Origin of the sequence: Eubacterium sp. BL-380-WT-2B (assembly GCF_009696115.1) — a bacterium.
In the GTDB taxonomy this organism is placed as follows: domain Bacteria; phylum Bacillota; class Clostridia; order Eubacteriales; family Eubacteriaceae; genus Eubacterium; species Eubacterium callanderi.
Genome location: NZ_VUMP01000005.1, coordinates 115,227 through 128,905, shown reverse-complemented (window position 1 = coordinate 128,905; position 13,679 = coordinate 115,227). Strand labels below are relative to the sequence as shown.

Genomic DNA, 13,679 nt, shown 5'->3' with positions numbered 1-13,679 from the left:
ATAAATATGTTGAGTAGAAGCAAAAGATTTGGCTTGGAATTTTTACAGCAGTGAATCGATAAAAGGAGCATGCTTGATGGTAGATAATATTATTAAATCAGTAGCAGAGAAATTATCCTCTCTGTCTTATATAGAAGGTATTGTTTTAGGTGGTTCACGTGCAAGGGGCACCCATACAGAGGATTCGGATATAGATATCGGCATCTATTACAATTCAGAATCATTTGACATAAATACTATTAATCAATTCGCTACAAAGCTGGATGATGAGCATAGAAATAACCTTGTTGTACCTCCCGGAGCATGGGGTGATTGGATTAATGGCGGCGGATGGTTAGTCATAAACGGGTATCATGTGGATTTAATTTTACGTGATATTAAACGTGTGGAACAAATAATGAAAGATACAGAGCACGGAATTGTTACTGCCAATTATCAGACTGGGCATCCCCATGGTTATATTAGTGCAATGTATCGAGGAGAATTAGCGATTAGCAAAATACTATATGCTAAGAATGAAAGCTTATGCGAATTAAAAAAACAGGCAGAAACTTATCCCAATGCTTTGCAGAAAAGTTTAGTTAACTTTTTTATGTTTGAAGCAGGGTTCTCTTTAATGTTTGTAAAAGCAAATTCGGGAACAGACGATAAATATTATATTGCGGGTCATGTTTTTCGTATAGTTTCATGTTTAAATCAAGTGTTATTTGCATGTAATAATGCTTATTGTATCAACGAAAAGAAAGCTATAAAACTGCTTGAAACTTTTGAACATAAACCTGAAAAATATACCGAGAAGGTAAATCATATTTTTGAAGTACTCGGTATCTCACTTTTTGAATGCTACGACATGACCGAGAAGCTTTATAATGAAGTGAATGAAATTGTATCGGAGATAAATAACTTTTTAAACGAGGAGAGTTCAGATGAAAGAAAACAAATATGATGATAATATATTTTTTCAAAAATACAGTCAAATGAGTCGCTCGCAGAAAGGACTGGCTGGTGCGGGAGAATGGGAGACTTTGAAAAAGATGCTACCTGATTTTAAGGGTAAGCGTGTGCTTGATTTAGGATGCGGCTATGGATGGCACTGTATATATGCGATGGAAAACGGTGCTTCCTCTGTAGTAGGTGTTGATATTTCTCATAAAATGCTCGAAGTAGCAAAAGGAAAAACCCATTTTCCACAGATTGAATATGAATGCTGTGCCATAGAAGATGTGGATTTCCCAGAGGAGAGCTTTGATGTAATACTAAGTTCGCTTGCGTTTCATTATGTAGCAGACTATGAGAATTTAATAAAAAAGATATATAGGATGCTGAAGGCTGGTGGCAATTTAGTTTTTACAGTTGAACATCCTGTTTTTACTGCTCATGGAACACAAGACTGGTATTATAACGAAAAAGGAGAAATACTGCATTTCCCGGTGGACAATTATTATTATGAGGGCAAACGGACAGCTATGTTTTTGGAAGAAAAGGTTACAAAATATCATAGAACACTGACCACATATCTAAATACACTGCTTTCAAATAGTTTTATAATAAATCAGATTGTGGAGCCACAGCCGCCAGAGAACATGATGGATATTCCGGGGATGGCGGATGAAATGCGACGCCCAATGATGCTGATTGTATCGGCAAAAAAGAAGATGTAATAATATAGAAAAAATAAACGAGGAGTATGTAAATGAGATCAGAAAAAGAAATGATGGATTTAGTACTTTCTTTAGCAGAACAGGATGAACGTATTCGAATTGTGACCCTTGAGGGGTCACGCGCAAATATTAATATACCTAAAGATGAATTTCAGGATTATGATATTACATATTTTGTAAGTGATATAGAACCGTTTATATCTAATGATGACTGGCTTAATCAATTTGGGAATATAATAATGATGCAAAAGCCGGAGGATATGGAATTATTCCCACCTGAAGAAAAGGGATTTTCCTATCTTATGCTATTTGATGATTACAATAAAATTGATCTTACCTTATTGCCCTTGGAAGAGTTAGATAATTACCTAAAGGGCGATAAATTAATAAAGGTTCTAATTGATAAAGATTGTAGAATTAAAAGGGACATAGTTCCGACTGATATAGATTATCATGTAAGAAAGCCAAGCGCAAGGGAGTATGATGATTGCTGCAATGAATTTTGGAATGTAACACCTTATGTTATTAAAGGATTGTGCCGCAAAGAGATACTGTTTGCAATCGATCATCTGAACCAGATTCTACGGTTTGAACTACTTAGGATGATGTCGTGGAAGGTTGGGATAAAGACAGAATTTTCATTAAGTGTTGGGAAAAATTATAAGTATATTAACAAATACATTGATGAAGATCTATGGAATAGATTATTATCTACATATCGCATGGATTCCTATGAAAATATTTGGAAGTCATTATTTATATGCCACCAATTGTTCAGGGAAGTGTCCAAAGAGGTAGCAGAACTACTGGGGTTTGATTATCCAGAGTATGGTAAGAACATAACAAGATATACCGAGGACATGTATAAAAAATATGTTGAAAATGACTATTTTTAAAGATTAGCAAAGATTATTAACCATAAGCAAGGGGTGTAAATGTATGGAAAGTACTGATGTTATAAATGAAATTAGAGGTATATTACCTCGTAACTCAATTGGAAAATATGATTTACTAACTATTTTTACACATAAAACCGTTTTTGATAAAATTGTAAAAGTACTATCATTGGATTTTCAAAATAAAGTAGATTATGTGGCTGCCCCAGAAGCAATTGGATGGATACTAGGCACTGCCATAGCCAAAGAACTTGGAGTGGGGTTTATTGGAGTAAGAAAAGGTGATAAGCTGCCATACGCAAAAGAAGAGATTATTTCGACACATTTTACCGACTATTCAGGTCAAGATAAAAGCTTTGAAATATCTAAGAGTTCTATTGTGAGGAACAAAAGAGTTTTGATTGTAGATGATTGGATAGAGACAGGTTCTCAAATGAAGGCTTTAATAGCTTTGTTAGAGAAATTGGATTGCAGCATTATTGGGTTGGCTACTATTGGGATTGATATAAATGAGGTTACTCAAAAATGGATAGACAGCAGTTTTGTAGCTTATATTGGCTCAAACATATAATAAACCGAAAGAAAATCTTGAATCAAAATTTTGGATGGCGTTAATTTACAATACAACGAAAGATGTTTACTCTTTTTTTATAAATTTTAAGAGGCGTTAAAAAACAGTTTTCAGACGAAAGGAGATCGAAGTTGAGTATAGATTTAAGTAACAAAAAAATTCCGAAAGAAGCAATTCAAGCATTAAAAACTATAGCGGAACTACTTGATAATATGTTAATTGGGGTGTATTTGTATGGTTCGGCAGTAATGGGTGGTTTACGTATGAATAGCGATGTAGATATTTTGGTAATAACAAATCAAAGTTTATCTGAAAAAACTCGAAGGAATCTTACAAATAGGTTAATGCTTATATCTGGGAAAATAGGAAACATAAAAGATATGAGGCCTCTTGAAGTTACGGTCATAAATCAAAAGGATATTGTCCCTTGGCATTTCCCCCCCAAATATGAATTTATGTATGGCGAGTGGCTAAGAGAGCAGTTTGAAAAGGGAGAAATTCCTGAGTCGACTTATGATCCGGATTTAGCAATACTTTTAGCACAACTAAGAAAAAATAGTATTAACCTTTTGGGACCAAAGGCAACAGAAGTAATTGAGCCTGTGCCAATGACAGATATTCGAAAAGCAATTAAAGAATCGTTGCCCGGGTTGATAGCTAGCATTAACGGTGACGAACGCAATGTGATTTTAACTTTAGCCAGAATGTGGCTGACAGCATCTACTGGTGAAATTCGCTCAAAAGATCTGGCAGCTGAATGGGCGATACCTCAATTACCCGATGAGCATGCTACTTTACTCAACAAAGCGAGAGAGGCTTATTTAGGAGAGTGTGTTGACAAGTGGGAAGGAATGGAATCTGAGGTGGCTGAACTCGTTAATCATATGAAAAAGTCTATAGAGTCTTCCCTTAATATCCAATTACCTTTTCGAATAGTTTAAATATAACAAAGACTAGTTGTTAATGTGCATTATTGATTGCTTCGATATGTTCCCCCATATATCAGTTTCTTAAAAAATAATCAAAATACCGTTGATACGTTCCCGCGAACGAAAGGGTTAAAAATCAGCTTAAGACATCAATGCCATCAACTCGAGCCATGTGGAGACAGTGGTCAAGCTTTCCAGGTGAATCGTGTTTTAGCGTTGTAGATTAATAAAAAACAGGCCTGAGCCCCGCCATTTTGTCCACCCCAATTTAACGGGTGGACAGACGGCGGGCTCAGGCCCACAGCGCAGTAAATTCTTTTTTCTCCGAATTTATTAAGCACAGCAAACACGCCTTATCCAAATAGGAAAGGGTTTTGCCTGCTGATAACCAGCCACAGATTTCAACAACGGATAATCCATATAAATCACGCCAGCCCCAATTTTGAGTTTTTTACAAGCCTCTCGGCAGCTTCTTTCTGGCGGCGTATGACCATTACCTGCGTTTTTTAGGGATGTAATTTTTATTTAAAGCCTTTACGATTCTTTCCTGTTGTTCTATGTCCTGAAGCAGCAGCTCTATTGTCGCGGGGTTCATGGCTTCGCCATCAAACACCCAGTCTGTTTCGTTCGCAAGCTGCTTTTTCATTTTATCCATTATTTTTGCTATGTCTTTTTCATCTTCTTCGTTTAATGAATGATCCCTGCCTAACAAATAATCAATAGAAACGTTAAAATAATCGGCAACTTTAACCAAATTTTCCGTGTTGGGTGCGCTTTTGTTCCACTTATAAATGGTGCCGCGTCCAATGCCCAGCTTTTCTTCTAAAAAACCAACGCTTATCCCCTTTTCTTTGCCCAGTTTTTGAATTCTCTCTAATACATTCACAATCTCAATCTCCTTTTTGAATTAAATCTAAAAATCTGAAAAAAATCAAAAAGAATATGTTGACAATTAGAGTTAAATCGAATATAATGAAAATAAAGCTGAGGTAAATCAAATAATCTTTTTGATTAAGAGCTATTTTTAGATAATACTCTAATTATTTGTGTGTTTTAGTTGAGTCTATAATAGATTATTTTCAGCGATCTGTCAAGGGAATGTTTAGATTTGTTTCGAAAATAGTAAATTGAGAGGTAAAATATTCTGTTGATTTATAAAAAAATAAACGAGCTGTCTGTCCAAAAAGGAATTTCGGTAAAAGCGCTGGAGAAAGAGCTGAATTTTGGCAATGGTACGATTTCCCGGTGGAAAACCGCAGAACCCGGGGCAGACAAGCTAAGAAAAGTGGCAAATTACCTGGGTGTGAGCGTGGACTACTTATTATCGAACAATCCAACAGAGTTATCACCAAAAGCTTATCTCGTCGCAAAACACTACGACCAGCTGGATGAGAAACAGAAAGAAATCGTCAATGTTGTTTTGAACGGATTTGAAGGTCATTCGGAATAAAATGAAGACGGATGTGTAGATGGAAAATAGAGAATAAAAAGGATGATATTTAAAATTTTGCTGGTTTTTTATAAAAACTCAGCACCTTTTTTATATTATTTGGGATAAATGCAGTATTTACCTCTTTCGTTTTAGTTCTCTAACTGCCGTTGTTATTGGATTCATACCAGATGTCTCCTTTAGATATTGCATTAATTGCAGCAGGATTTGGGAGGCAGAAGGGCGATTCTTTAGAGAGCGAGGCGAAAATATTGCAGAATAAGCAGAAAAACTATAAAATGATCTCTTTGTGTGTCGTGTTTGTAATGCTGTCCCTTACAGTGTTCACTGTGATTTCACCGACATCGATTATAGCGGCAAATACAAAGAACAGCGGATACGAATTTAATGTAGAGAAGAGCGAAGACGGTACAGAGGCGGACATTGTAGGACAGGCGTCAAAGGGCGCTGCCCCAGGGGAGGTAGAAGAAATTATCGGCCCGGATGGGGAAACATTTAATCCGGATAAGGTGTCCTATCATGTAACGGAAAACGGTGTGTATGATTTCAAAGTGAATTACGCATCCGAAACCGGAAAAAAGCAAGAGAAAATTTCAGTAAGCGTAGACAACCTGCTGCCGCCGCAAAACCAGATAATGGTCAGGGATCTGAAGGCAATGCAGGGCAGAGCGGCAAAACCGATTAATATTCCCATGTATATTGATGGGGAAGTAAATCCAAGGGATACGTACTCCTTTGGGGGTGGAGATATTACGGGAATCCCGGATCAGACATGGAATAATCTCCCCTATAGGTTTGACCACGCGGAAATCCGGATTACGGATGGCGCGGCAGTGGAAACCTATCCCATCAGCTATTACGATGAAATTGGCGGAATATTTTATTACGCGGTAGCGAAAGACAAAGAGCCGGCCCAGGATTTTGATGTGGCCTACGAGGCGCCAAAGGATTCCCAGGCGGTCTTTGTGTTTACCCTGAACACGAAGGAATACCCTGTAACCATTGAGAACGGTAAAGCGACCGAAGGCTTTAGTGTGGATGTGATCAGCGGTATGAAAAAAGGCAAGGATGGAAATTATTACGCTAACTCAACAGCGCCGGTAAAAGTACAGCTGACCTACCCTGTGGGGTACTACGTAAAGAATCCGCCGGAAGGCAAGGCCGCGGTTGGCATCAGCTTTGATTTTAATGATCCGGCGCTGGAACCAGAGGTGACAAGTGACCCCAAGGAGCGCACCGTCACCTACGCTTTCAACTATCCGGACCAGCCAGTGACCATGACCGTTGTGGGAGACAAGGACACCGGCAGCCTGACTTATGGTCTCTATGACGGAAGCTCCAGCTTACAGAGATATGACGATGTAGGTAAAACCACGTGGGCAGTAACGGATGCAGCAGGAGATTATACAGCAGGAGACGCCCGCTACGGGGCATATAATAACAACGTCGATGGATTTATGTTGGATATGCAGGTTCTTGACGGTACTTCAACGCCAGTCGCCATAAAAGCAGGTGCCTCGAAAGATATAGCCACTGGTACGTTTAACAGTGGCCAGGCATTAGATTTTGAATACGTGAGCGGCCGTTATAAGATAAATCAGGGGGCTTACTTTATGTGGCCTGCGCCGACGTTGAATCTCTGCTATTTTCCAAATGGCGAAGATTATTCTACCGGCACCCCGATTGTCGAAGCAATTCAACTTTGGGATCCGGGCTGGACAGTGGACCCGGATAATCCGAGCGCCTATCCACCCATGACACTAAAACCGTATACGGCAGCCAATGGCGCTAAGATCACAATAACCGTTAAGGAATCTGTAGTTACTACTAAGCCTCTAAAGGTGGGATTTAATCCAACAACTTCATATCCTAGTTATAAAGTACATGTGAAGATCGAAAATATGAAAAACAGCTTTTACCTGAAAACCCAATCATCGAGCAGTGTGCAGGGGCCGCATTACTTCCGTAACCTCGAAAATATTTCGCTTGATTCAGTAAATGGACTGTATGATTCTTACTATGTGGACTCTGATACACAGAACAACAATGGAGATGGCGGGGAGGACGGTAAAATAAGCCCAAAGAGCATTGAAGCTGGCGGTATATTTTTAGATAAGCTGGCAGTGTTTAACAAAAATATGCCGGATGGCAACAAGGTGCCGTGGGAAGCTGATACGAAGGCGTTTTTTAAATTTGAAATTGCCCCAAAATGGGGGTATACAAACCCCAGAATAGAAAGTTATGGAGCGGATCCGACGCCGATTATGACAAATGTACCAATTGAAATTCAAAATAAGAGCGACAAGCATAATGCCAGTATTCCATTGGGAAGTTATTCGTGGTTTAATCCAAATCAGAATCGAAAAGATGTCAGCTCATTCCAATACACAATGTTCATGCCGGTTGACAGTTTGACAGACCGCCATGAGCTGCGGGCCATTGATGTGAAGACAGATAAGATCACCGTGGATATAACAAATAACGGAGCAGCACCCAATAATATTGTAGAGCCAGGAAGTAATGGAACAACCTTTGACCTGCTGGAGAATGATAAAATCATATTCAACAAGGATTACCAGGCGCCGAAACAGGCCAACAAAACCTTTGTCGGGTTTACCGGAGAGATCACAGCGCCGGATAATGAATTGTTACCTTCGGACTACAAACTGGTTTTGGCGAAATCGCTTGATAACACGGTATATTTCAGACCAGGCGATGTCATCAGTCTTTCGGATTATTTCCGCCGGGACGCGGGCGTCTTACTGGATTCCTGGAATAACAACAAGACATTAAGCCCGGAAGAAGAGGATCGCTTAAATCTGCTGATGTATTCTGGAAACCTCAAGGTAAAATTCAACCTGATCTATAAGGATGGAACAAGCAGCGAGGGAGAGATGTTAACCGGCAAAGTGAACAAATACCTGCAGGATGTGAGCGCCGCCGATAATACCGCTGCACAGTATAACACAACCGCCTTTGACAGGAAAGCAGTAGAGGTTATTACGGGTTCCCATATCACCTTTACTAACTTCGCGGAAACCTATGACAATCCGGCGGATGGTTATACGTACTACCATAATGCTGCGACATCGGTCATCAAGCATGAAATCACCCAGCCGGATGAGGAACTGGCATCGGTAAAGTATGACCGGGGGCTGGAGGTCCTTTACCAAAAGGACAAAAATGTGCCGTTTGATGGTATCAGCGATACAAGGGTCTACCGGACCTATGACGGCAGCAATCAGGCAGTCATAAAATTCCCGACCGTGGACCAGTATCCGCCGGGTAAGGCCTTTGACCACTGGACTGTGGAGGAGCTTGATGACAGCGGTCAATGGAACCAGAAGCCGGGTCTGGAGCTTTCAGAAGAACAAACCCCAACAGTGTATTCGTTCTCCTCTGGCCCAGACGCCAATAATAAAAGTATCCGCTTAACCGCGGTATGGAAGGATATTGCGCCGGAATACTTTGTTTCCATTCCCATGAATATTGTCCTGACAGAAAACAACTCAAACCTGAACGACCCGGATCAGAAACATGCTGGCTCAGGCGTGACGGTTTCGTACCAGCAGGTTTATGGCAATGATAAAGCCATAAATGTGGATGTGTTAAAATCCTTTGACCTGACGTCTGTGAATGACCCCGGTAAGACAGTTGAGGTTACAGCGTGTGACAAAAATGGAAATCCTCTGCAGAACAGCACCACGGCGGACAGCCGGTATGTGAGCGTGGCTCTGCTTGGTTCGTCAACCGCTCCTGGCGCTGTCCAGACTGAAAAGCTTTGGTTTAATACGGTATCACAGAGTGGAAATGAGATTTACAAGGGAACCTTTAACGCAGGCTCCAGTTTGGCGTCTGGGGAGACGCCGCTCTTCTATATCTCCCCAGGGTCATAAGGAGGTGCGGAAAAGTGAAAAAAATATTTTATATTTTCTTGCTAGTGTTGCTTATGGCGTGCTTTTGCAGTCCCGTTTTCGCGGAAGAGGATGTCCATCAGGGCAATATGGTAATTCATTATACGGCGGAAAAGGAAACGCCGGCGCAGGAAGTCTCAAAAGGAGATGGAAACCGGGTAACCGCGCCTGCTACAGGCAATACCGGTTTGTCAAACCTGCTCACGATATTGGTAATTGCATCAGCAGGAGACACACTGATGTTGATTATATTAAAAATAAAAAGGAGGAAAGCACAATGAAGTGTACAATGAAAAAGATTGCGGGTGTTATCGCTTTAACCGCAATGCTCAGCACCGTGGCGTTACCAGTTTTCGCCGCAGAAAGCGCAACCGGAGGAATCAACGTTACGTATAAAGCTAATTCGGCAACGACGGATAAGGCTGACTGGCTGGTTTCCTATCCGAAAACAGTTACGGTATCCGACTATAATGACACCATTGCAAATGGTGTATCACTGGATTTTAAGTTGTTGAATAAAAATTCCGGTGATACTGGTGAGAATCCTTATACAGGAGCAAGGACAGTTGCCGTGACCATTGACACCTACGACAGCACGACCGGTATCCCTATGACTCCGGGCACCGGAGCAACCGGAAACGCGGCTCTGGGTATGGCTGTTGGCAGCACTGAATTAACCACCGTGAACAAGAAAATTGCGGATTTAAAACAAGGCGGTACTACAGGCACAGCGACGGCATTCTTAAAGACTAGCGATAAGGCAGAAGGTACGTTCAATGCTAATGTGGGCTTCACTTTCACAGACGACAGCGCAGGCATCTAATTAAACACTTAGAACACCATGGAGTCAGTCCTTTCATACGGCTGGCTCTCTTTTCAAGTTAGGGTAAGGGAGGAATGACTTATCAGGTATCAAGCGTGTTCCGGCTCTGCCGCAGGGCGTGAGTATAAGGATAAAAGCGGCGCTGTATGGCCCTATATCAGTGAGAAGGAGCTGCAGGCGCTGTTCCCCAATGGGGGCTTTAAGATTTTTTCTGATCTGGATCAAGAAAATGGCCGGACAGCAGGAGACCTGCTGGAGGCCCAAGGGAGCCGGGCTTGTCTGAGTCCGTATAAAACAAGGCGCTCCTGGTTTAAAACCGTGGTCGGATATGTGCCCGTGGTAGATGAGGCTGGGGAAGAGGGCTTTGTCCGCATCATCGGCCGGGCGTGGTACAAACTGTTATTTATTGTGTTAGCGGTGCTTGTCTGTATTACAGTCTTTGTGGCAGGCATCTGGTTCGCCAGACAGGATGAAGTGCCGGGATTGGACAAGACGGCAGTTTCCTATCATATTGATGGTGTAAAAAATACCGACAGCGAGTCCATCCTGCTGCCGGGGCTGGATGCGCTGAAGGCTCAAGCGGGAGATCCCCATGTGAAGGAGGCGCTTATCAATCCAGATGGGAATGAATGTTACTTTACCTACAGCATTAAGCTGGCGGATACGGGTGAGGAACTCTACCGCTCTGGCCTGATCCCCCCGGGAAAGGCGGTTATGGAGTTTGATTTAAACCGTGCCCTGAGTGCCGGGGAGTATCCCGTTGAGGTCATTGTCAGAACGCGGGACCTAAAGGATGTGAATATTGAGTATAATGCCGGGAATATTGACACGCGTTTAGAAGTAGCGGAGTAGGAAAAAGGAGAGGTCTATGGAATATGAGTATAAAAAAATAAAAGGTATGTCCAGTACGCTGAAATCCCAGGACGGCGGCATCTGGAATTATCTGCCACATAAAGTATTCCTTGAGAAAGGGATGGAGAAGAAGCGTGTCATTTTTGGTGACGTCACAGGAAAAAGCGGCAGTGAGGCCACGGAGCGGATATGTATGCAGCAGAAGGGCAGCACAAAAACCATGCGGATGTATCCTTATAGCGGGCGTTTGTCTTTTTTTGATAAAGTTCTCGGCTACATGGCAGCCGCTTCGCCAACGGGCAAAGTGGGATTTGTGAGGATTCGAAAAAAGAACCCCCTGAAGCTGGCTCTTGTCATCGGGCTTTTGCTTGTGCTGCTGGTTGGGGGAATTACCTTCGCGTTCTGGAACAGGGGGCCGTCTCTGGATAAAAACGCCATTGCGTATCAATTGCCAGGCCAGGTAAAAAATACAGACCCTGACTCGATTCTGCTGCCGGGGTATGATGTGCTGGAAATGAACGAGGCAACCCAAACTGTGGATGCGGCGCTTTTAAACCCTGATGGAAATGAGTGTTACTTTAAATATATCATTACACTCAAGGAGAATGGGGAGGAGCTTTACAGGACAGGGCTTATCAAACCCGGCACGGCTGTGGTGGGCTTTAAGTCTGTGAAGAAACTGGAAAAAGGGTCATATCCTATTGTTATCAAGATAGAGGCTGCGGATTTAAAGGATACGGAGCACTTATATAACGGAGGCGCCATTGAAGCTGATTTAGAGGTGAAATAAAGCGATGAAAAAATTATTGTGTTTGTGTTTGTTCTTGCTCGTACTCATGCTGGTGGGAGGCTGTGGTATGAAAGTGACAGCGGATCATGAATCAAAGGCAGGGTCGGGCATGAAACTGCAGATGAACGCAATTACCTTTACGGCGGATGAAGCTGAGAAGCTTAAGGAGGTAAAGCCCGCGAACCCGAATGGATACTATAACTATTATGAGGAACAGGAAGGGTATACGTACTTTGTGGTGACGGGAAAGGCTGAAAACGAGGGCTCAATGGCGTTCGATACAGATAATATCCTTGTGCGCGGCACGCGTGGTAATATAGAATATAAAGGAAAGCTTTTATTCTCAAATACAGAAGAGAGTGATCTGGTCAATAAAATGGAAAAAGATGCGGAGCAGACATTTTATTTTATTCTGCTGGTAAAGGATGGACAGGAGCCGCCGGATACGATAGAAGTTTTTTATAATGATAACTTTGGAAAGTCACAAAAGGCAGAGCATTATGATTATTCTGTACGCTGGCCAGTGGACAGTCTGGATTTAGAATAATATTTAAAAAAGCAGGCGTTTCCCAGAGAAACGCCTGCTTTTTTAAATATCCTTTTTCATATTCCCAACAGCGCCAGCGCAGTCTCCTCATCGGTAAACAGCGCGTTCACCAGCTTTAATGAGAGCACGGCGTGGATAATATCCTTTTTATAAACGCCCTCGGCAATGCCAATGCTGGTCCGCGCGTTGGCGCTGGCCTTGAAAATATTTGCCCGGATCAGCCTTCTAGTGAAATCTGTATCAATGGGGTTTCCGTTGACATCGAGGTATTGAAGGGCAATATCGCCCATGACCTGTCTGGCCTTCAGCTCAGCGATGTCGCCGGGTTTAAAAATTCCGAACTGCGGCTGGGAAGAAATTTCAAAGGTACCCATGCCCAGAAGCAGGATATCGGCGTGCTCTCCCATGTACAGGAGCTTTTGCGTCTGGCCGTTGTTCATCAGGGCTTCGTATTCCTCCTGCGAGCTGCACACAGCTGGAGCGTGGATAACTTCAGCGACGCCGTTGATGGTCTTGGCCAGGCGGATGCTGCTCAGGTTGGGGAAAAGGTCCATGGTATTGCCAAAGCTGCCGGCCAGAGGAACAACCTTTACCTTTGGAAAACACAGGGATTCGGTGGCGGAGATGAGCCTTGAGACGCTGGTGCCCCAGCCGACGCCAACGACGTCTTCTGGCCGCAGCTCTGAAATAAAATAGTTGGCGGCGGCGAGGGCCAGGTCGTCTCTGGTGGCATTCTCGCTTTTGATGACGCCGACATGCTTGATGTAATACTTGTGCATGAGCGCGCTTTCCAGGGCTGCGTTTTCGGTAAAGGGCGTCATGACTTCAATTTTTACAATACCGCTTTCCTCTGCGCGGGCCAGGAGTTTTGAAACCCACGGTCTTGAAATATTCAGCTTTTTTGCAATTTCCTGCTGTGACAGTTTTTCTTTATAGTACAGATTTGCGATGAGGATCATTTTATTAAACATGGAATCCGATGATTCGATTTTATTCATTTTTGTCTTCCTTTTCTCAGTGGCTTAGGGCTCTATCATAACAGAAGCACATTTGTTACTAAATCTACTTTGATTATACGTTAAGCATTGTTAAAAAGTCAAGAAATATAAAGGTTTCGGCTAAAAAAACAAAAAAATATTGACACACATATGTTATTGTTGTATGATGTTGATATCAAAAGTTACAATCGGGAACGAATGTATCTCATGGGGGAGAATACAATCCTGGCTGTACAAAAATTTAAGGG

At 42.3% G+C, this 13,679-nt stretch carries 14 protein-coding genes; 12 read left to right on the top strand and 2 right to left on the bottom strand.

What is annotated here, in order from left to right; translation table 11 throughout:
- Window positions 1-76 precede the first annotated feature (76 nt).
- The 5 genes from FYJ53_RS11025 (at window position 77) to FYJ53_RS11005 (ending at window position 4,069) form a co-directional block, all read left to right on the top strand.
- The gene (locus FYJ53_RS11025) at window positions 77-946 is read left to right on the top strand and encodes a nucleotidyltransferase domain-containing protein (RefSeq protein ID WP_000228166.1); all 870 of its coding nucleotides are present in this window, start codon (window positions 77-79) and stop codon (window positions 944-946) included.
- Window positions 927-1,661, top strand: coding sequence for a bifunctional 2-polyprenyl-6-hydroxyphenol methylase/3-demethylubiquinol 3-O-methyltransferase UbiG (locus FYJ53_RS11020; RefSeq protein ID WP_000662263.1), 735 nt, complete (start codon window positions 927-929; stop codon window positions 1,659-1,661). The genes FYJ53_RS11025 and FYJ53_RS11020 overlap by 20 nt, the downstream gene beginning before the upstream one ends.
- 32 nt (window positions 1,662-1,693) lie before the next feature.
- Window positions 1,694-2,557, top strand: a complete 864-nt coding sequence (locus FYJ53_RS11015) for an aminoglycoside nucleotidyltransferase ANT(6)-Ia (RefSeq protein ID WP_002294505.1) — start codon at window positions 1,694-1,696, stop codon at window positions 2,555-2,557.
- Window positions 2,558-2,600: 43 nt separating this feature from the next.
- Window positions 2,601-3,128, top strand: coding sequence for a phosphoribosyltransferase family protein (locus tag FYJ53_RS11010; protein ID WP_002294507.1), 528 nt, complete (start codon window positions 2,601-2,603; stop codon window positions 3,126-3,128).
- Window positions 3,129-3,259: 131 nt separating this feature from the next.
- Window positions 3,260-4,069 (top strand): ANT(9) family aminoglycoside nucleotidyltransferase Spw, encoded by an 810-nt coding sequence (locus tag FYJ53_RS11005; RefSeq protein WP_002294509.1) that lies wholly within the window; start codon window positions 3,260-3,262, stop codon window positions 4,067-4,069.
- A gap of 481 nt (window positions 4,070-4,550) precedes the next feature.
- On the opposite strand, the gene FYJ53_RS11000 is transcribed toward FYJ53_RS11005, so the two are convergent.
- Complete coding sequence (locus FYJ53_RS11000; protein WP_013382754.1) at window positions 4,551-4,943, bottom strand: helix-turn-helix domain-containing protein; 393 nt, start codon at window positions 4,941-4,943, stop codon at window positions 4,551-4,553.
- Window positions 4,944-5,204: 261 nt separating this feature from the next.
- Here FYJ53_RS11000 and FYJ53_RS10995 point away from each other — a divergent pair, with 261 nt between their 5' ends.
- The 7 genes from FYJ53_RS10995 (at window position 5,205) to FYJ53_RS10965 (ending at window position 12,433) form a co-directional block, all read left to right on the top strand.
- Window positions 5,205-5,507, top strand: coding sequence for a helix-turn-helix domain-containing protein (locus FYJ53_RS10995; protein WP_013382753.1), 303 nt, complete (start codon window positions 5,205-5,207; stop codon window positions 5,505-5,507).
- Window positions 5,508-5,677: 170 nt separating this feature from the next.
- Complete coding sequence (locus tag FYJ53_RS10990; protein ID WP_154557333.1) at window positions 5,678-9,403, top strand: hypothetical protein; 3,726 nt, start codon at window positions 5,678-5,680, stop codon at window positions 9,401-9,403.
- A gap of 14 nt (window positions 9,404-9,417) precedes the next feature.
- A complete protein-coding gene (locus FYJ53_RS10985) occupies window positions 9,418-9,702 on the top strand; it encodes a hypothetical protein (protein ID WP_148428285.1) in 285 nt (94 codons plus the stop codon).
- Window positions 9,699-10,244, top strand: a complete 546-nt coding sequence (locus tag FYJ53_RS10980) for a hypothetical protein (protein WP_148428283.1) — start codon at window positions 9,699-9,701, stop codon at window positions 10,242-10,244. The genes FYJ53_RS10985 and FYJ53_RS10980 overlap by 4 nt, the downstream gene beginning before the upstream one ends.
- A 336-nt stretch (window positions 10,245-10,580) precedes the next feature.
- Window positions 10,581-11,096 carry a hypothetical protein gene (locus FYJ53_RS10975; RefSeq protein WP_148428281.1) on the top strand — a complete coding sequence of 172 codons (516 nt, stop codon included), beginning with the start codon at window positions 10,581-10,583 and terminating at the stop codon, window positions 11,094-11,096.
- 16 nt (window positions 11,097-11,112) lie between these two features.
- The gene (locus FYJ53_RS10970; protein ID WP_148428279.1) at window positions 11,113-11,886 is read left to right on the top strand and encodes a hypothetical protein; all 774 of its coding nucleotides are present in this window, start codon (window positions 11,113-11,115) and stop codon (window positions 11,884-11,886) included.
- Between the two features lie 67 nt (window positions 11,887-11,953).
- Complete coding sequence (locus FYJ53_RS10965) at window positions 11,954-12,433, top strand: hypothetical protein (protein ID WP_148428277.1); 480 nt, start codon at window positions 11,954-11,956, stop codon at window positions 12,431-12,433.
- 56 nt (window positions 12,434-12,489) lie between these two features.
- On the opposite strand, the gene FYJ53_RS10960 is transcribed toward FYJ53_RS10965, so the two are convergent.
- Window positions 12,490-13,431 carry a sugar-binding transcriptional regulator gene (locus FYJ53_RS10960; RefSeq protein ID WP_013382743.1) on the bottom strand — a complete coding sequence of 314 codons (942 nt, stop codon included), beginning with the start codon at window positions 13,429-13,431 and terminating at the stop codon, window positions 12,490-12,492.
- Window positions 13,432-13,679 lie beyond the last annotated feature (248 nt).